Here is a 17,049-nt window from a genome sequence, read left to right on the forward strand (position 1 = left end):
CAGTCTGTGAGGAACGCCGCAAAAGGGCCGCATCAAGGCAGCGGCAACGAGGGTCGTGCGGCTAGAGGTAGCCGTCCCTGCTGCGTTCGGGGCAGAGCCGGAACGCGCTCGACAGAGTGAACAGGAAGCGCGGGCTGCGGCGCTCGTTGTCTGGCGCCCGGTAGCTCAAGGGGACCGCCACGCCGAGATCGGCCTGGAAATCGTCCGGCAGGAAGAACCGCACGCCAGCTCCGGCCGAGGTCAACGACAGGCCGTCGCTCAGGCGGTAACCGTCGTTCCAGACTGCGCCAGCATCGCCAAAAGCATAGAGCTGATAGCCGGTCCAGTAGCGGAAATTGAGCTTCTGGTCGAAGCGCAGTTCGAGTGAACCGGCAAGACCGTTGTCGCCGCTGATCTCGGCTGCGCCATAGCCGCGGCCGAAGGCAGCGCCGCCGAGATAGAATTGCTGCGAGGTGAACAGCGGCCGCGACGCCGTCTGGTTCGCAGCGGAGAGCTTGAGTGACCAGGCGTCGTTGAGCGTCTGGTAGCGCGTGAACCAGAGGTTCAGCACCGAGAAGTTCGATGCCGCGCCATCGCGCGACAACAGATCGTCGTCGAAATGCGAGGCACCGAAGATGTCGAGGCCCTGGCGATAGGTCAGCGTCGCGAAATTGGTGCCGCCGAAATAATCCTGGAGCCGGTAATCGGCGGTCAGGCTCGCGGTCCTGATGTGGTCGCTGTACCAAGGCCCATAAAGATCATGCTCGGATACGTTGCTGAATGTCCCGGCCACGGTAAGCGTCAGCCCCGACGCTTGCGACAGGAAGGGCACAGTGCTTGCCCGCACCTCGAAAGCTTCGGTCGTGGTGATGTCGCTGTCGAGGCGGCGGGCATCGCCCGGCCGCACCGCGCTGTACAGGACGGAGGCGCCGAGACGCACACCGTCGACGCCGACGGGCGCGTCATAGGACAGTCGTGCGAAGCCGAGCTCACGGGGGTCGTTGGCAATGGTCGACAGGTTGACCGCCAGCGTGTCGCCGGGCGTGAGGTAGGAGTTGAACGCGCCGGTCGCGTAGGTCTGCCACGGGCCCACTGACGACGAGCCGAGATTGTCCAGACCGAGCGACGAGAAGACGTGCCAGGTCTTCAAATAGACGGTGAGGCGAAAGCGGCCGGTCGAACCGCCGATCTCCTCCAGCGCGGTATCGGTGATGCGGACGCCCGGCCTGCCGTTGACGAGGAAGAGTTGGCGTTCGAGCGTTGCCAGGCGCGAGGGCTGCTCGGCCAGGATTGGCCCGAGCATCGGCCTCACGCCGAACTGCTCGGCGCCATCGCCTTTCAGCTCGGCCTGCACGATGGCGCCTTCGACCACCTGGATCCGGACACGTCCGTCGGCAATGTCCTGCGGCGGCACGATCGCCCGGCTCAGGTGAAATCCATCGGCGCGGTAGAGATCGCTGATCGCGCCGGCGATCGCGGCGAGATCCGCCTGCGAAACCTTCTTGCCGACATAGGGCTGGTAGACCGCGGCGATGCGATCGGGGGAAACGGCCTGGGCTCCGCTGACGTTCACGCCGCGCAGCACGAACTGAGGCTTGGTATCGCCGCCCGTGTTGGGCTGGCCGACTGTTGGTAGCCTGACCGGAGGACGGCTCAGCGATTCCCGCTCGGTTTGGTTTTCAAAGTATTTCTCAGGTTGGCGCGGATCGAAACCCGGCTGGCTCGCCTGTTGTGCGAAAGCCTGAGCAACTCCCGCAAAAATCGGTACCAACAGCGCTAGCGCGGTAAGGAGATGCTGCTTCTCAACGCGCGCAACAAGCCTGTTCCCGTAGTTTGACGGAGAAGTGCCCCTAAGGCGGTAAGAGGTCGTTAGCCACATGATTTTTCATAGTTTTTATGGTCAATGAATCGTTAACGCGACCGCTCCGCTCGCCGCTTCCCGCTAATTCTATTTTGAGTGATTTCGGATACCCCCCAGGACTGGCTGTAACGCGGACTGAGGATCGTCATGCTGGTCAAAATTGGAATGCGGTGCGCCTTGGTGGCTGCGCTGATCCTGGGAACGGCCTCCGGCGCCTCCGCCGCGGACGATGGCGTCTGGTCGGTCGGCAAGGCCACCGGCGACGTCTGGGTCGCCACCAACGGCGCTCAGCAGGTTTCGTTGAACCAACAGGAGGCGCTCAAGCCCGGCGACACCATTCGCACCGGACGTAACGGGCGCGTGCTGCTCGTCCGCGGCGAGGAAACGATACTGATCTCTCCCAACTCGGTGGTCGGCTTGCCGGCCGAGAAGAAGGAGGGCCTCTCGACCACCATCATCCAGCAGGCAGGTTCGATCCTGCTCGAGGTCGAGAAGCGCAATGTCAAGCATTTCGAGGTCGAGACGCCCTATCTCGCCGCCGTGGTCAAGGGAACGCAGTTCAGCGTCACTGTGAATGCGGGCAGCACCAAGGTCGGCGTGCTTCGCGGCCAAGTCGAGGTCTCCGACTTCAAGACAGGACAGATCGCTCAGGTCATGCCGGGACAAGCGGCTACCGCCTTCGAGCACGGCAAGCCCGGTATCAGCCTGAGCGGTGCCGGCACCTTCAATCCGATCGAGCACGGCAAGCCGCGCGCCTCGACGATCGAGCGCGTCCCCGTGCCGAAATCGGGCCTGTCGGCTCCGCGCAACGCAGCGAATGGCCATGCGATTCATGCGCGCGGTCCGCTCGACAAGGGCACCAAGGCGGCCGGCGCAGCTAAGCAATCGCATCAGGCGGCCGGAGTTCACGCGCCCAAGGCTGGCGTCGTGCGCATCTCGACTTCGCTCGGCGAGGTCAAGCTGAACGTCCACAAGGTCACGCACGGACTCGCCCACGGCGCTGTCGCTCCCGGGCAGGTGCGCAACGCGAACGCCAGCGCCAGCGCCGGTACCGAGACGGTCTGGAGTGATACGAAGGCGAGCACGACGACCGCAGCCGCCAATAGCTCCAACACAACGGCAGTCAGCGTGAGCAGCAGTTCATCCGCAGCCAGTGCCACATCGGCGTCGGCAAGCGCGACGACCGTTGCGACCACCGCTGGGCCGCCGGATAATGTGTCCGGTGGAAGTCCAGGAAACGGAAGCAACGGCAACAACGGCGCCACCGGTAACGGCAATGGCAGCAATGGTCACGGCAATGCCTACGGCCATAACAAGCACTGAGGCGATTTCCTAGGGGATGAGGGGCGCACCCGCCGAAGCGGGTGTGTAGGAGGATCGGGTGAAACGCTATCGGCCGCATATTCTTGTCGTGACCGCACTCGCGGTGGTGCTGTCCACGGGGTGGCACGGTGCGCTTCGCAACGCGCTGACCGATCTGCGGTTCGCATGGCAATCGCGTGCCGCCAGCGGCAACGTCGTCGTGGTCGCCATCGACGCGCCCTCGATCGACCAGATCGGGGTATGGCCTTGGCCGCGTCGGCTGCATGCGGAATTGTTGCACAGGCTCGAGGCGGCGGGGGCGCAGGACGTTGCCTTCGACATCGATTTCAGCACGCCATCTGATCCGGCCTCTGACGAGGCGTTGGTCACTGCGCTTCGTGAAGTCGGCGGCTCGACGATCCTGCCGTCCTTCAAGCAGCCGACGCCGAATGGCGGCGGGGCTCACATCAATCGGCCTCTGAAGCCGTTCAGCAACCAGTCGTGGCCCGCCGTCGTCAATGTCGCGGTCGAATCCGACGGGCTCGTGCGCCGTTATCCGTTCGGCGAGAAGCTCGGCGATGCCTTGATGCCGTCGATGGCCGTCGTGCTGGCCGGGCATGACGCCAATCGGCGGCCGCCTTTCCTGATCGATTTCGGTATTCGAAGCGCTTCCATTCTGACTGTCTCCTATGTCGACGTGCTCCGCGGCGATACCGCCACTCTCGACAAGCTGAGAGATAAAAAAATCATCGTTGGTGCGACGGCGCTCGAACTCGGCGATCGGTTCAGCGTTCCTAACGGGCGCATCGTCTCGGGACCCGTCCTCCAGGCGCTGGCAGCAGAATCGATCCTCCAGAACCGGATGGTGCGCCGGACCTCCGATATCGGCATGATCCTGGGCCTCAGTGCGATCTGCCTGCTGATGATGTATTCGTGGCGCCGCTTCGCGCCGGGAGTTCGCGTCGCAATCTTGATCTCAGCCGGAGCGGCCTTCGAGCTGGTCGCTATCCTCGTGCAGGCAAGATGGCCCTTCATCATCGACACATCGCTGTGCCACATCGCGATTGTCGCTTATCTGGCGGCGATCGCACTGGACGAAATCGACTTCCGTAGTCTCCTGGGACGCATCGCCGAAAGCCGCTTTCATCGGATCGCGATGTCGCTCGGCGATGGCCTCGTCTGCACGGACGAAGATCAACTGATCACGGTGTGGAATCCCGGCGCCAGTGCGATCTTCGGCTATATGCCCGCCGAGATCATCGGCCGCCCGTTTGAAACGCTCTGCGCCGTGCCGGTGGACGATGACGCGAGGCCGTCCATGCGCAACGCCGCACGCCAGGCGCTCCTCGTGCCCGGCGGGGCGGTCGTCGTCGAATTCGAAGGGCGGCGCAAGAACGGTGACACTTTCCCGGTCGAGGCGAGCTTCTCGGGCTGGCAGGGAACGGACGGTTTCCAGTACGGAGCCATCTTGCGCGACATCTCGCTCCGCAAGCGCGAGGCCGAACGCGTCAGATATCTCGCCGAATACGACGCGCTGACCGGTCTTGCCAACCGCAACACGCTGCATGCCGGACTGGTCGACATGATCGCGGACGCGGGGCAGCGCTCTTGCGAGGTCGCGTTGCTCGTGATCGGGCTCGACGGTTTCCAGAGCATCAATGACATGCTGGGTCATTCCGCCGGAGATCTCGTGCTGCAGGCGGTCGCTATTCGCCTGAAGGGCCAGGCGGGGGATGGCGCTATCGTTGCCCGGCTTAGCGGAGACGAATTCGCCATTGCGCGTGAAGGCTCTGATGGCGGCGAGCCGATCGCAGAGTTCGCCGAGCGAATCGCGCGCGCATTCGAAGCACCGCTTGCGACTGGCACACGGCAGCATCGCGTCAGGATCAGCATCGGCGTCGCCGTCTATCCGGAAGGCGGGCACAACGCGGACGATCTCCTGAGCAATGGCCATCTCGCGCTGAGCAAGGCAAAGCTGACGCGGCGGGGCGGCCATGTGATCTTCGAGAGCGCGATCAGGCAGGAGCTGGAGAATCGGCTGACGCTGGAGAGTGAATTGGCGCTTGCCGTGGATCGCGGCGAGTTCGAGCTGTTCTACCAGCCTCAGGTTCACCTGATCGACGCCAGCCTGATCGGGGCCGAAGCGCTGATCCGTTGGCGGCATCCCGTGCGCGGCTACGTTTCGCCCGGGGAGTTCATGCCGGTGGTCAACACCTCGGCGCTATCCGAGCGGATCGCGAATGGGGTCATGGAGACCGCCTGCCGGCAGGCGCGCGCCTGGGAGCTGTCCGGCAACAGCGTGCGCGTCGCGATCAACCTGTCGCCCTCGCAGCTTCACTCCGGCGATCTCGCGCATTCGGTCGCGACGCTTCTGGACGCAACGGGGCTCACGCCGTCGCTGCTCGAGATCGAGGTCACAGAGGACATCCTGCTCCACGACGAAAGCCGCGTGCTCGACATGTTCAAGCGCATCCAGCAGCTCGGCGTCCGCGTCCTGTTCGACGATTTCGGCACTGGCTATGCGAGCCTGAGCTATCTGAAGAAATTTCCGCTCGACGGGCTCAAGATCGACAGGTCGTTCGTGCTCGATCTGCTCGCGGATTCCGATGATGCCGCGATCGTCGGGTCGACCATCGGCCTCAGCAAGCAACTCGGACTCACGGTCGTAGCTGAAGGCATCGAGAATCGCGCTACGGCCGATTTTCTGGTGAGCATGGGATGCGAGGAAGGGCAGGGCTATTTCTTCGGCCGCCCGATGCCGGCGGAAGCATTCGAGCGGCAATTCCTCGCGGTCGAGTGCGCTGCCGTCAACGCCGCCTGAACGGGCCCTGCTCTAGCGCCGACGCGCCACCGCGACCCCGAACAGGAAAGCAACAAACAGGCTCGCAAGCGGCGCTTCGCGCGTGATTGCCGCGACGGTGGCGAGAGGCCGTCCGGGCTTTCGCGCTTCATCGATTGCGGAGGTCATGCGGTCGACAGCTGCATGCAAGCCGCCTGCGACTTCACCGACGGTGCGGGATACGTCCGTCGCGGCATCGATGGCGCGCTCGGCCATGCCGGGATGGGAAGTGGACTGCGGAATCTCGGTGCTCAAGCGCGCGACCTCCAGGCTGATCATGTGACGGAGGCCGGTACCTTTGGCTATCCGCGCGAGCGCTCGTTCTGAACAGCGGGTCAAACGACCTTTGGCTATCCGCGACAGGCGCCGTGGTTTTTACGGCGGGTACCGGCCGTGGATGAGCAATTCGGCGCGCGGGGTTTTGTTCCGAGTCGATACGCCGCTACGCGGACCTTCCCCGTGAAACGACGGGTGCGAATCTCTGTTAGGCTGGTGCAATCTTGCTGATCTCAGGAGACGGCTGTGACCGATCGGACCCCGACGGATCGAGCCCGGCGCATCGCCTTGCTGGGCGCTCCCATCGACATGGGAGCTTCGCAACGCGGCACCCTGATGGGTCCTGCGGCGCTCCGCACCGCCGGCCTTGCGACACTGCTCGAAAGCCTGGATTTCGACGTCGCTGATTACGGCGATCTCTCGGTGGCCGAGCTCCGGGACCTCGCGGACAGGCCTCCCGACAAAGCCAATCACTACCGCGAAATTCAGCGCTGGACGCGCGTGCTGAGCCGCAAAGGCTACGAGATCGCGAACACCGGTGCGCTGCCGATTTTCCTGGGAGGCGATCACACCTTGTCGATGGGATCGGTGAACGCCATGGCCCGTCACTGGCAGGAGCGCGGACGCGAGCTGTTCGTGCTCTGGCTCGATGCCCATGCCGACTACAACACGCCGGAGACGACGATTACCGCCAACATGCACGGCATGTCGGCAGCGTTCCTGTGCGGCGAACCCGGCCTCGACGGATTGCTCGGCGATGATCCGCGCGCCTCGATCGATCCCGACAGGCTCGACCTGTTCGGCGCGCGCTCAATCGACAAGCTCGAAAAGGAGTTGATGCGCGCGCGCCGGATCAGGGTTGTCGACATGCGACAGATCGACGAGTTCGGCGTCGCCGTGCTGATCCGCCGCGTCATCGAGCGCGTCAGGGCCGGCAACGGCGTGCTGCATGTCAGCTTCGACGTCGATTTTCTCGACCCCTGCGTCGCGCCGGGTGTCGGCACGACGGTGCCGGGCGGAGCGACCTATCGTGAGGCGCATCTGATCATGGAGCTTCTGCACGATTCCGGCGCGGTCGGATCAGTCGACATCGTCGAGCTCAACCCGTTCCTCGACGAACGTGGCCGCACCGCGCGGACCGCGGTTGAACTGATCGGCAGCCTGTTCGGCCAGCAGATCGCCGACCGGCCGACACCAAGCAATGCAATCGCGCCGGGTGAGTGACGCACGAGCCGTTTGTGCGTTGCGAAGAAGGGAACTGCCGTCGCCGCCGCGCTATTTAGATCAGTCGAGGTCGAAATCGCCTATTTTTGAAACAGCTGCGAATTGCAAATGCACGTCGCAGAATGTTTCATGCGGGTGGCGCTTCAGCCGAGGATCCGCAAATGAGCAGCACGTTCGACGCCGACGAGAAATCCGCAGGTACGACTCGCCGCCTCTTTCTGCGCGGCAGCGCTGCGGTGGCGGGCGGCACCGTCATGGGCGCCGGTGCATCGGCTGCCGCCGAGACCGACAACCTTCCACCCAACATTCCCGAATGGATGAAGGCGCCGGGCGAACCGATGGGAAGCCAGCCCTATGGCGCGCCGTCACCGTTCGAGAAGGGCGTCGTCAAGAACATCTCGAAGACTCTTAAGCAGTACATATCGGCCTCCGGCCGGACTCCATTGCAGGAGCTCGATGGCATCATCACGCCGAACGGACTGTTCTACGAGCGGCATCATGGCGGCGTTCCGACCATCGATCCGGCTCAGCACCGGTTGATGCTGCACGGGCTGGTCGAGCGTCCGCTGATCTTCACAATGGACGATCTCAGGCGTTTCCCGTCGGAATCGCGCGTCCATTTTCTCGAATGCTCCGGCAATCCCGGCTACAGCAAGCCTTACGGCAAGACAGCGTCGGACCTTGTGGGTCTGGTGAGTTGTGCGGAATGGACCGGCGTCAGTCTCAAGCTGGTGCTCCAGGAGGCCGGGTTGAAGCCGGAAGCCAAATGGGTCGTCGCCGAGGGCGCCGACGCCGCTGCGCTGACCCGCAGCATCCCGATCGAGAAATGCCTCGAGGACGCAATGTTGGTTTACAGCCAGAACGGGGAGCGGCTACGTCCGCAGCAGGGCTATCCGCTGCGGCTGTTCCTGCCTGGCTTCGAGGGCAATATGAGCGTGAAGTGGCTGCGCCGCCTGCATGTGACGGCGGAGCCGGTCTATTCGCGCGAGGAGACCTCGAAATACACCGACCTCCTGCCGGACGGCACCGCACGTGAATTTTCGTTCTTCATGGAGGCGAAGTCGATCATCACGCGGCCCTCGGGCGGCCAGCGTCTGAACGCGCCCGGCTTCCACGAGATCACCGGCATCGCCTGGAGCGGGCATGGCAAGATCGCGCGCGTCGAGATATCCGTCGATAACGGCAAGAGCTGGCAGGACGCGCGATTGCAGGAGCCGGTGCTGACGCGCGCTCTCACGCGCTTCCGTCTGCCGTGGCGATGGGACGGCAAACCTGCCGTGATCCAGAGCCGGGCCATCGATGAGACCGGCTATGTGCAGCCGATGCTGTCCGAGCTGCTCGCGGTGCGCGGCGAGAACTATTTCTACCACAACAATGCGATCTGGCCCTGGCGCATCGCGGCTGACGGTGAGGTGACCAATGCGCTGGCGTGAGATTTGCAGCATCGCCGTTGCAATCGTGGTCTCTGTCTTTGCAAGCGAAGCGCAGGCGCAAAGCCTGTACGGCATCGGGCACCCGGCGACGGCTGCGGAGATCGCAGGCTGGAATATCGATATCGGGCGCGACGGCAGCAATCTGCCGAAGGGAAGTGGCTCAGTCAGCCACGGGCGCGAGGTGTTCGCCCAGCAATGTGCTTCATGCCATGGCGACCAAGGCGAGGGCGGACTGGGTGATCGGCTCGTCGGAGGGCAGGGCACGATCGGGACTCCTAAGCCTATCCGAACGGTCGGCAGCTATTGGCCTTATGCGCCGACGCTGTTCGACTACATCCGTCGCGCCATGCCGCAGAACGCGCCGCAGTCGCTGAGTGACGAGGACGTCTATGCGGTGTCCGCCTATATCCTGAACCTGAACGGGCTGGTGGCAGCCGATGCGGCGCTCGATGCAAAATCGCTTGCGGCCGTCAACATGCCGAACCGCGACAGGTTCGTTGACGATGCCCGGCCTGATGTGAAAAAGTGATGGCCTTGTCGCGATCAGGTTCCACGCGGTGGCTCGGAACTTGCTTATGCGAATGGTGGAACTCGCGGGACGTCATTGAATTAACCTGCGAGAGGAAAAAATATGGGTCATACGATGGCAACTGATCGCTTCGCAAACTCCATGTTGTCAGCGCTTCGCCATCCCGGCGTGATTGCGTTGATTGTGGCCGGCGTGACGATTGCTGCGATGCTCATCGTCGATCATGGGCCGTGGAATCGCGCCAAGACGCAGCCGGCTCACGTCGCGATGTATGCGACCACGGGAGAAGCTGCGCGCGCCGCTGGTGCGGCAGTGCTCCCGACCGAACAGAAGTCGCCGATCGAGCCGGAGCGGCCGGGGCCGAACACGTCCCCGACCATCAACCCCGTGACGCCGTAGTCGGCCTCAATCCTTGCGACCGTAGTTGAGGAGCCCGCCGCTGGCCTTTGGCGGATGCGCGCGAAGGGCTTCCTCGTTCGGCTCGGTGCCCCAGCCGGGCCGGTCTGGAATAACCAGATGCCCGTTCGCAATCTCCGGCTCATGCGTGAACAGCTCGCGGTCCCATGCCAAGCGATCGATGTCGATCTCCATGATGCGCAGGTTCGGCACCGCGGCGCAGAAATGCGCATTCATCATCGAGCAGAGATGGCCGTAGAAATTATGCGGTGCGACGTTGACTTCGAACGCTTCCGCGGCGGCTGCGATTTTCATCGACTGCCAGACGCCGTTCCAGGGCGTGTCGATGATCGCGACGTCCATCGCCTGCTCGTGGAAATAGGGCAGGAATTCCCGCAGGCCCAATAGCGTCTCGCAGGACGAGATCGGATGCGGGCTTTGCCTGCGGATGTAACCGAGCGCTTCCGGGTTGAAGCTGTCGATCTCGATCCAGAACATGTCGAGGTCCGCGATGGTACGCAGGATCTTCAGATAGCCCTCGGTCTTGGCGTTGAAGTTGCAGTCGAGCAGGATGTCGACGTCGGGGCCTGCACCGTCGCGGATCGCTTCCAGATGCATGCGCAGGTTGCGCAGGATTTTGCGGTCGACGTTGATCTCGGGGGCGAAGGGAGAGCCGAATCCCGGCCGCCAACCGGTCGGCTTGCCGTCGTCGTAGGAAAAGATGTTGGTCTTGAGCGCGGTGAACTTCTTCTCGCGCACCTCGCGTCCCATTGCCTTGACGCCGTCGAGGTTCTCGATCGGCGGCTTGTACCAGGACGGATGATTGATCCGCCATGTCGCGCAATGCGACCAATAGACCCTGACGCGGTCGCGGATCTTGCCGCCGAGCAGTTCGTAGCAGGGCACGCCGAGACACTTCGCCTTGGCATCGAGCAGTGCGTTCTCGATCGCGCCGAGCGCCTGCGCCACCACGCCGCCGGCGGCGGGACGTGTGGCCGCGAACAGCTCGGCGTAGATTCGCTCGTGCCGGAAAACGTTTTGCCCGATGACGCGGGCGGAGAGGCGCTGGATCGCAGCGCCGACGCCGGGCGAGCCGAAGCACTCGTCGAACTCGCTCCAGCCGACGATACCGTCTTCGGTCGTCAGCTTGACGAAGTGGTAGTTTCTCCAACCGGCATCGCAGGCGAGAATTTCGAGACTTGTTGCTTTTGATGATTTGGTCATGTCGCTCCCCGTCGCCCGGCCGGGCTTTGCTTTTTCTTGAGGCCCGGTCGCAAGCCCCGGCCCTGGTCGCAATTGTTAGGCCAACCACGGATCGGCGTGAAGCCCGCAGCGGGCCTGGCCCTAGACGTTTTACGGCCATTGTCGCAAGGTTAGTCAGCCGATCGCGGAAGAGCCGAGCAGAGCAAGCACGGCCAGCGCCATCAACGCGGTGCCGAGCCAGCCCAGTACGACGAGCCATGACCGGGCCTTGAAGCGGCCCATGATCGCCTTGCTCGAGACGATCAGCATCATCATCGCCATGATCGGAACGGCGACGATGCCGTTGAGCACGGCGCTCCACACCAGCATTTGAATTGAGCCGATCCCGGTGAAGCCGAGCCCGAAGCCCATAATGGTCGCCGCGGCGATGATGGTGTAGAAGCCGACCGCCTCGTCCGGCTTGGCCTCCAGCGTCGCGCGCCAGCCGAAGATCTCCGCCACGCCGTAAGCGGCCGAACCCGCCAGCACCGGAATTGCGAGCAGGCCCGTGCCGATGATGCCGGTCGCGAACAAGGCGAAGGTGAAGTCGCCGGCGAGCGGCCGCAGCGCTTCGGCGGCCTGGGTCGCCGAGTTGATGTTGGTGACGCCATGTGCGTGCAGGACCGACGCGGTGGTTAGGATGATGAAGAAGGCGATGCCGTTGGAGAGCAGCATGCCGGCGAGGGTGTCGACCCTGATGCGCGCGAGTTCGGGATTGCCGCCGCGCTTCAGTGCGCGAAGCGGCTTGTCGCGCTTGCCCTGATTCATCTCTTCGACCTCCTGCGAAGCCTGCCAGAAGAACAGATAGGGGCTGATGGTGGTGCCGAGCACGGCGACCACCATCATGAGGTAGTCGGTGCTGACATTGGCCTTCGGCCACACCGCCGCGAGCAGCGCCGTGCTCCACGGGATATTCACGGTGAAGGCCGTCGCGACATAGGCGAACAGCGCCAAAGTGAGGAATTTCAGCACCGGCGAATAGCGCCGATAGGGCAGAAACACCTGCAGCAGGGTCGAGCCCGCCGCGAAGATCAGCGCGTGCTCGTGGTTGAGGCCGCCGATCACCAGCGAGAGCGCCTCAGCCATCGCGGCGATGTCGGCGGCGATGTTGAAGGTGTTGGCGGCGACGAGCATGGCGACGAGCGTCAGCACCGCCCAGCGCGGCGCGATCTGCATCACGTTGGCGGCCAGCCCCTTGCCGGTGACGCGGCCGATCCGGGCGCTGACGAGTTGGATGGCGATCATGAACGGTGTGGTGAGAAACACCGTCCAGAGCAAGCCATAGCCGAATTGCGCGCCGGCCTGCGAATAGGTGGCGATGCCGGACGGATCGTCGTCGGCCGCCCCGGTGACGAGACCCGGCCCGAGCCTTTGCAACAGCGTCGGCGCCGATTTCGGGGGAGTGAGGGCACTGTCGGTCATGGCAGGAGGGACCTCGGTCGGGGGGCGTCCTTAGCAAATGCTAATGAGGGAACAAGGTTCCGAGCGGCGCATGAGCGGGCTTCTCGCTCATTTCTGTTAAAGCTAATCGACTTTTGACTCGTCGGGCAGAACACCTGTATAAGTGCATCATCGAAGAACACTCGGTGCGCGCTTTTGCCCGCATCCGTAGCGCAACCGGCGACCACGGACGGCTGTCGCGCGTCGCAACGTGCGCATGGAGAGCAGCGAGGTGTTTGTCCCCTGAGCGAGTACGCTTCGGGACTATTTGATGCTGACGAACATGCCCCAGGCGCCGGCCAGCGCGGCGCCGGAAAAGACGATCAGCGGATTGTCGCAGAACGCGCTCCCATAGGTGCACATGGTGACGCCGAACGAGCCGATCTCGTGATGGCTTGCGGAATAGAACAGTCCCGACAGCACCAGCAATGCAGCGGCGACGTAATACATCGACGATCTCTCCGAAGCTTTCCCGATTGCGTCTTTCGCAAGGGACACGTTCCAGCATGGCGCGAACGAATTGCATCCTGCCGAATGTGCCTTGCTGCATTTGAACTAAAGTCGATCAGTCCCGCGAGACGTTGCCGCCATTGGTTGCAGTTTGCTGCGCTGTCTACGTTTGATTCGGGACGGGAACATCTGGACGCGCGGTCCATTAACGAACAGGAATTGGCTGGACCCAACCTAGGAGTGGCCCATGGGCGCCGAAAGGATGCACCCTCCGCGGTACTGGCGAATGCGGGCGGAAGAATTCCGCACCAAGGCGGACAATTGCGAGTACGCCGAGACGCGGGAAGTGCTGCGCAAGGTGGCGGAAAATTACGATGAACTGGCGCGCCGCGCCGCGCGCATCTGCACCGTCCCGACCCTGGACGAACGGCGACGGCAGGAATCCCACCAAGTCGTTCAGGACTACGCCGAGGATCAGCGCGCGATCATGGGACGTCTGGGCGCGCCCATGAATTAGAAGCGCTACCGCGCCAGGGAACAAACGGTCACTTTGGGACTTAGGAGCTCAGTTCGCCAGCGAGGGGGAGATGAGCAAGGACCAGCAAGCCGGGCCGTTGAGAGTCCGTCATCATCAGCCGGGGCCGTCGTGCTCCAAATGCGAGACGTCCACGCACTACCTGACCTCAATCCTCGACGTGAAACGCGATCGCCCGGTCCTGATCTACCGGTGCGACGGTTGCCGCGAGGAAGTCTGGGTGTGAGCGAGGCCGTTCTGCCGGCGGTCACGCAGAAGCGCAGACTCTGAAAAACAGCTAGTTTGAAGGCCCGCAGCTCAGCGCCGCGATCTTCCCAGAGGCATTGAAAGTGAGGATCGCGCTCACGATGCCATCGCGCGAAACGTATGAGATGATCGTTGCGTCCGCGGTCGGCTGGAGGTTGTCCAGGCGGAATGCGGGGTAGTTCTTCATGCGATCGACCCAATACTCCCGCAAGCCTTGCCGGCCCGAGATCGTTTTCTTGCCGCCGCAGCCGCAATGGACGACCGCGTCGTCAGCATACATTGCCAGAATGGTTTCGATATCGCCGTCGCGGTAGGCATCGAGCCAGTCAACCGCAGCGGCCATCGGGTCAAAGGACATGATCCTACCTACGTGCCGTTTTCTCGGCTGTGGTTTAAGGGCTGGGTCATGAATGTGAGGTGAAAGGCGCGGGTTCGGATTGCGCAAGAGGGCAAGAGCGCACCGGGTGGCTGCAGGCGAGCTTCCCTCCGCGTGTTCACTTTTGGACTGTCCTAAATCGTTTCATAACCTACGCTGCGAATGGAGCAGGAAGACGGGAGCTTGTCATGCTCATCAGCAAGGAATTCGAGGCGTATCTCGACGTGCAGAAAACGCACCAGCTTGACGCAAGCCAAACGACACGACAATTGCTGCGCCGTTCGCGGGAGCAGATCGAAATGTCAACGACACTGCTTCAGCAAAAGGTTCCGAAGATCTGGCACCCTGAGCCTCCAGAACAATAGAAACCTCGTCCGCCGTTCCCGCGTTGCGCGGAATGGCGAACCGAGACACCAGGCAGCGGCCTATTTGTGCTGCGTGCAACATACCCATGACGTTCATTGACGCGGTTGCTTCACCGGACGGCGCGATTGCCATCTTTCGGTGCTCCGGGTGCAACAAGCTATGCTGGGAGAAGCCCAGACGAGATCAAAACTAAGGCCGCCTCGGTCGGCACCTTCAGGCTGCCAACGCTGCCTCCATAGCGGCTGAACCTCTGGCCTGCTTTGACCTGCGAGTGGAAAGAAACGGCCCCAGCGCGGCGGGCCGAGCTGAGGCCGTGGAGGTTGTCGGTCGTTCATCCGGACCGACGCCCGAATAACCCTTTGGCCCTTAAAGCTGTTCCTAATCGGGTGGCGTGTTTTTCGCTGTCGCGTAGCTGCCGGGGCCGTGCTCCGGCCCGTTTGCGTGCCCAATGCGGCATGGCGCGTCTCGACGAAACACGCCTGAAACAGTGCTGAAACCAGATAGTCTTGAACTCCCCGCCCGCGGCGCCCGACCAACCAGGCGAAAAGGAGATCACCATGATCCAGGTCGGCTCGAAGGAAGAAGTCGCGTTTCTGCTGGCGCTGTTCGGCACGCACACCCAGCCGGTCAAGCGGCCGAAGTCGACATCGCAGCAGGCGTGAGGCGCTGATCCCATGCCAGGTTTGGCCGAATGCCAGAGCCTCTTGCGCCTTCTGATCGCAAGGGGCGACCCGAAAGCCATCCCGCTCGCCCAAGGCGCTATCGATTCATACCTGAACACGGCGCCGGTGTGCATGCGCGGGCGCGGCTTGCGCGTGCTCCAGCGCGATGCGCTCGACCAGCATGGTGCCGCGGTCGGCGTGCAGCGCTCGTTCGCCGAGACGGTGGATGCCTATATCGAGCGGAAGCTTGCGGAGGAGTGAGGGTGGCGAGTGTCATTTCGTCCCTGTCGCTTTCGCCCGTGAAGTGACCGGGCACGAACGCGGCAACTGATGCTGCCGCGTTCGCGTCTTCATCGAATTTCACGCTCGGCTTCCGCGCGGTTACTGGGTCGGCGGCAGCACCTGGGCGTCCGCGACGCAGGCGCGGAATCGGCGGGCAGGACGCTGGAGTTCCTGGAACTCGTTGATTCCCCGCAGATTTTTTCGTGCCGCCGGAAACCCTTTGTCCGCTTCGGACCTATTACGGCAAAGGATGCTGCAATGCCCCGATATTATTTCGACCTGCGCGACGAGACCGGTGTAGCGCTCGACGAGGAAGGGCTGGAGCTGGCAAGCCCTCGCTCCGTTCACGCGGAGGCCGCCAAGTCGGTCGCGGATATGGCGCGCGACGCCATCCTCTCCGCGCCTCCCGCCGGCCGCAGGCAGACGATGGCGATCGACGTTCGCGATGCCGCAGGTCCCGTGATGCAGGTGAACTTCTCGTTCGCGATCGAGATCTTCAGGACAGCTTCAGAATCACGCGATCATTGACGCGTCAGCAATGTCGCCGACTGCTCGGGCTCGAGCACGGCGATCTTGCGGCCGAGCTGCCAGACCTCGACCTTGCCGTGCCGCGTGAATTGCTGCGCGAAGATGAGCGCGGTCGCATCCGACGTGGCCTCGAAAGCTTCGGCGGAGCGGAAGACACCGTTTTCGCCGACCAGGTAGGCGCGATATTGCTGTGTCATGTCGGAGCCCTCAGACCCGGGGAATGCAGCCAGGCGTCGATGCGAATGGCCGTCTCGTCCTGCCGCGCGCGGCGCAGCAGCATCTCGCGGCGGCGCCCCGGCGCGAGCGTGCGCGCCTCCTCGCGAAGGCGTGTCGCTTCGTCTGCGAGTCGCTCATGGAGGGGTTTGATCTGCTTGAAGCGTCGGCGCGTCAGCATGGCGCATGTCCATCGTGCGAGCAGGGCGGGAGCGCAACCCCGGCGTTGTCGTTGCCGATCGATGCCGAGTGAGGCGCGGTGATATCTCAAGCCTAGGCCGCCGGTTTCGCACCGTCTTTGTCATTTGCTATTTTGTTTAGAAGAATCTTTCGGGGTGCGCGCGGCTAGTCTGAGCGGCTTGAGTGGCTTACTCATTTTGCGGTGCGGGAGATTTTAATGTTCACTTGGATGCGAGCTGCGGTGGACCGTCTACGCATCGGCTCGGGCAGCAGCGACGCGGCGGCCGATGAGTGCGCATCGATTTCACCTCCGCGCGACCGTCGTCCACCTCCGTCAGCGCGCAGACCACCTCATTGCCGTCGCGAACGCATGCACGCCGGCGAGGTGCAGCGCCAGCAGGCGGCGGGCCGGGGCGCCGGAGAGGTCGTCGAGGTCGATCGAGAACATGGATGCCGGCCTGTGGTCGCGCGCCGCCGGGACGAAGGAGCTCGTCGCAGATAGTAGAGGAGTGTTCTCAACGGGAGCGCCTGCGTACAACGCGTTCATTGACGGGGGCATGACTGGCGCCACGACCAGCAGTAGCTCCGCGTCGTCGATGTCCGGATCGCCGCTGACCGAGCACGCACAGCTTGATCAAGAGGCTGTTTCCGCCGGTTCCTTCGTCGATCGCCTCGGAAACTGGACCGACA

Annotated in this window: 19 protein-coding genes; 11 read left to right on the forward strand and 8 right to left on the reverse strand. The window is 63.3% G+C overall.

Annotated features, from left to right (window positions below; all coding sequences use genetic code 11):
* Positions 1 to 61: 61 nt before the first annotated feature.
* Entirely contained in the window at positions 62 to 1,858 is a 1,797-nt protein-coding gene (locus ABIB06_RS07895; RefSeq protein ID WP_354045161.1) for a ShlB/FhaC/HecB family hemolysin secretion/activation protein, read from the reverse strand.
* 129 nt (positions 1,859 to 1,987) lie between these two features.
* Here ABIB06_RS07895 and ABIB06_RS07900 point away from each other — a divergent pair, with 129 nt between their 5' ends.
* Positions 1,988 to 3,163: a FecR family protein gene (locus ABIB06_RS07900; RefSeq protein ID WP_354045159.1), complete on the forward strand. Its 1,176-nt coding sequence runs from the start codon at positions 1,988 to 1,990 to the stop codon at positions 3,161 to 3,163.
* Between the two features lie 58 nt (positions 3,164 to 3,221).
* Entirely contained in the window at positions 3,222 to 5,963 is a 2,742-nt protein-coding gene (locus ABIB06_RS07905) for an EAL domain-containing protein (RefSeq protein ID WP_354045157.1), read from the forward strand.
* Positions 5,964 to 5,975: 12 nt separating this feature from the next.
* On the opposite strand, the gene ABIB06_RS07910 is transcribed toward ABIB06_RS07905, so the two are convergent.
* Positions 5,976 to 6,260 (reverse strand): hypothetical protein, encoded by a 285-nt coding sequence (locus ABIB06_RS07910; protein WP_354045155.1) that lies wholly within the window; start codon positions 6,258 to 6,260, stop codon positions 5,976 to 5,978.
* A gap of 243 nt (positions 6,261 to 6,503) precedes the next feature.
* Between ABIB06_RS07910 and rocF the strand changes: the two genes are divergently transcribed.
* From rocF to ABIB06_RS07930, 4 genes are all read left to right on the forward strand, one after another.
* Positions 6,504 to 7,481: an arginase gene (gene rocF, locus ABIB06_RS07915; RefSeq protein ID WP_354045153.1), complete on the forward strand. Its 978-nt coding sequence runs from the start codon at positions 6,504 to 6,506 to the stop codon at positions 7,479 to 7,481.
* A 161-nt stretch (positions 7,482 to 7,642) separates the two neighbouring features.
* Entirely contained in the window at positions 7,643 to 8,914 is a 1,272-nt protein-coding gene (gene soxC, locus ABIB06_RS07920) for a sulfite dehydrogenase (protein WP_354045151.1), read from the forward strand.
* The gene (locus ABIB06_RS07925) at positions 8,901 to 9,443 is read left to right on the forward strand and encodes a c-type cytochrome (RefSeq protein WP_354045149.1); all 543 of its coding nucleotides are present in this window, start codon (positions 8,901 to 8,903) and stop codon (positions 9,441 to 9,443) included. The genes soxC and ABIB06_RS07925 overlap by 14 nt, the downstream gene beginning before the upstream one ends.
* Positions 9,444 to 9,545: 102 nt before the next feature.
* Positions 9,546 to 9,842 carry a hypothetical protein gene (locus ABIB06_RS07930; RefSeq protein ID WP_247350657.1) on the forward strand — a complete coding sequence of 99 codons (297 nt, stop codon included), beginning with the start codon at positions 9,546 to 9,548 and terminating at the stop codon, positions 9,840 to 9,842.
* A gap of 6 nt (positions 9,843 to 9,848) precedes the next feature.
* On the opposite strand, the gene ABIB06_RS07935 is transcribed toward ABIB06_RS07930, so the two are convergent.
* From ABIB06_RS07935 to ABIB06_RS07945, 3 genes are all read right to left on the reverse strand, one after another.
* Positions 9,849 to 11,063, reverse strand: a complete 1,215-nt coding sequence (locus tag ABIB06_RS07935; protein ID WP_354045147.1) for a mandelate racemase/muconate lactonizing enzyme family protein — start codon at positions 11,061 to 11,063, stop codon at positions 9,849 to 9,851.
* Positions 11,064 to 11,216: 153 nt separating this feature from the next.
* Positions 11,217 to 12,503: an NRAMP family divalent metal transporter gene (locus ABIB06_RS07940; RefSeq protein ID WP_354045145.1), complete on the reverse strand. Its 1,287-nt coding sequence runs from the start codon at positions 12,501 to 12,503 to the stop codon at positions 11,217 to 11,219.
* A 282-nt stretch (positions 12,504 to 12,785) separates the two neighbouring features.
* Positions 12,786 to 12,971 carry a hypothetical protein gene (locus ABIB06_RS07945; protein ID WP_211398252.1) on the reverse strand — a complete coding sequence of 62 codons (186 nt, stop codon included), beginning with the start codon at positions 12,969 to 12,971 and terminating at the stop codon, positions 12,786 to 12,788.
* Positions 12,972 to 13,218: 247 nt separating this feature from the next.
* On the opposite strand from ABIB06_RS07945, the gene ABIB06_RS07950 reads away from it, so the two are divergent.
* Together ABIB06_RS07950 and ABIB06_RS07955 are read left to right on the forward strand one after the other, a co-directional pair.
* Entirely contained in the window at positions 13,219 to 13,488 is a 270-nt protein-coding gene (locus ABIB06_RS07950) for a hypothetical protein (RefSeq protein ID WP_354045143.1), read from the forward strand.
* Between the two features lie 70 nt (positions 13,489 to 13,558).
* Positions 13,559 to 13,732 (forward strand): hypothetical protein, encoded by a 174-nt coding sequence (locus ABIB06_RS07955; protein ID WP_354045141.1) that lies wholly within the window; start codon positions 13,559 to 13,561, stop codon positions 13,730 to 13,732.
* Between the two features lie 51 nt (positions 13,733 to 13,783).
* Here the strand turns inward: ABIB06_RS07955 and ABIB06_RS07960 are convergent, their stop codons facing one another.
* Positions 13,784 to 14,197, reverse strand: coding sequence for a nuclear transport factor 2 family protein (locus ABIB06_RS07960; RefSeq protein ID WP_354068674.1), 414 nt, complete (start codon positions 14,195 to 14,197; stop codon positions 13,784 to 13,786).
* A gap of 119 nt (positions 14,198 to 14,316) precedes the next feature.
* Here ABIB06_RS07960 and ABIB06_RS07965 point away from each other — a divergent pair, with 119 nt between their 5' ends.
* The 3 genes from ABIB06_RS07965 (at position 14,317) to ABIB06_RS07975 (ending at position 15,966) form a co-directional block, all read left to right on the forward strand.
* Entirely contained in the window at positions 14,317 to 14,493 is a 177-nt protein-coding gene (locus tag ABIB06_RS07965) for a hypothetical protein (RefSeq protein ID WP_354045138.1), read from the forward strand.
* A 675-nt stretch (positions 14,494 to 15,168) separates the two neighbouring features.
* Positions 15,169 to 15,417 (forward strand): hypothetical protein, encoded by a 249-nt coding sequence (locus ABIB06_RS07970; protein WP_247350667.1) that lies wholly within the window; start codon positions 15,169 to 15,171, stop codon positions 15,415 to 15,417.
* A 279-nt stretch (positions 15,418 to 15,696) separates the two neighbouring features.
* The gene (locus ABIB06_RS07975) at positions 15,697 to 15,966 is read left to right on the forward strand and encodes a DUF6894 family protein (RefSeq protein WP_354045137.1); all 270 of its coding nucleotides are present in this window, start codon (positions 15,697 to 15,699) and stop codon (positions 15,964 to 15,966) included.
* On the opposite strand, the gene ABIB06_RS07980 is transcribed toward ABIB06_RS07975, so the two are convergent.
* Entirely contained in the window at positions 15,960 to 16,163 is a 204-nt protein-coding gene (locus ABIB06_RS07980) for a hypothetical protein (protein WP_247350673.1), read from the reverse strand. The genes ABIB06_RS07975 and ABIB06_RS07980 overlap by 7 nt on opposite strands.
* Entirely contained in the window at positions 16,160 to 16,360 is a 201-nt protein-coding gene (locus ABIB06_RS07985; RefSeq protein ID WP_247350674.1) for a hypothetical protein, read from the reverse strand. Before ABIB06_RS07985 ends, ABIB06_RS07980 begins: the two co-directional genes overlap by 4 nt.
* Positions 16,361 to 17,049: the final 689 nt, after the last annotated feature.

The sequence above is a fragment of the Bradyrhizobium sp. LB8.2 genome (genome assembly GCF_040548035.1).
In the GTDB taxonomy this organism is placed as follows: Bacteria; Pseudomonadota; Alphaproteobacteria; order Rhizobiales; family Xanthobacteraceae; genus Bradyrhizobium.

Excerpts from the sequence above, each read along its gene's own strand:
- ABIB06_RS07895 (WP_354045161.1), bottom strand. The coding sequence starts at position 1,858 with ATGTGGCTAACGACCTCTTACCGCCTTAGGGGCACTTCTCCGTCAAAC.
- ABIB06_RS07900 (WP_354045159.1), top strand. The coding sequence starts at position 1,988 with ATGCTGGTCAAAATTGGAATGCGGTGCGCCTTGGTGGCTGCGCTGATC.
- ABIB06_RS07910 (WP_354045155.1), bottom strand. The coding sequence starts at position 6,260 with ATGATCAGCCTGGAGGTCGCGCGCTTGAGCACCGAGATTCCGCAGTCC.
- soxC (WP_354045151.1), top strand. The coding sequence starts at position 7,643 with ATGAGCAGCACGTTCGACGCCGACGAGAAATCCGCAGGTACGACTCGC.
- ABIB06_RS07925 (WP_354045149.1), top strand. The coding sequence starts at position 8,901 with ATGCGCTGGCGTGAGATTTGCAGCATCGCCGTTGCAATCGTGGTCTCT.
- ABIB06_RS07930 (WP_247350657.1), top strand. The coding sequence starts at position 9,546 with ATGGGTCATACGATGGCAACTGATCGCTTCGCAAACTCCATGTTGTCA.
- ABIB06_RS07935 (WP_354045147.1), bottom strand. The coding sequence starts at position 11,063 with ATGACCAAATCATCAAAAGCAACAAGTCTCGAAATTCTCGCCTGCGAT.
- ABIB06_RS07940 (WP_354045145.1), bottom strand. The coding sequence starts at position 12,503 with ATGACCGACAGTGCCCTCACTCCCCCGAAATCGGCGCCGACGCTGTTG.
- ABIB06_RS07945 (WP_211398252.1), bottom strand. The coding sequence starts at position 12,971 with ATGTATTACGTCGCCGCTGCATTGCTGGTGCTGTCGGGACTGTTCTAT.
- ABIB06_RS07950 (WP_354045143.1), top strand. The coding sequence starts at position 13,219 with ATGGGCGCCGAAAGGATGCACCCTCCGCGGTACTGGCGAATGCGGGCG.
- ABIB06_RS07955 (WP_354045141.1), top strand. The coding sequence starts at position 13,559 with ATGAGCAAGGACCAGCAAGCCGGGCCGTTGAGAGTCCGTCATCATCAG.
- ABIB06_RS07965 (WP_354045138.1), top strand. The coding sequence starts at position 14,317 with ATGCTCATCAGCAAGGAATTCGAGGCGTATCTCGACGTGCAGAAAACG.
- ABIB06_RS07970 (WP_247350667.1), top strand. The coding sequence starts at position 15,169 with ATGCCAGGTTTGGCCGAATGCCAGAGCCTCTTGCGCCTTCTGATCGCA.
- ABIB06_RS07975 (WP_354045137.1), top strand. The coding sequence starts at position 15,697 with ATGCCCCGATATTATTTCGACCTGCGCGACGAGACCGGTGTAGCGCTC.
- ABIB06_RS07980 (WP_247350673.1), bottom strand. The coding sequence starts at position 16,163 with ATGACACAGCAATATCGCGCCTACCTGGTCGGCGAAAACGGTGTCTTC.
- ABIB06_RS07985 (WP_247350674.1), bottom strand. The coding sequence starts at position 16,360 with ATGCTGACGCGCCGACGCTTCAAGCAGATCAAACCCCTCCATGAGCGA.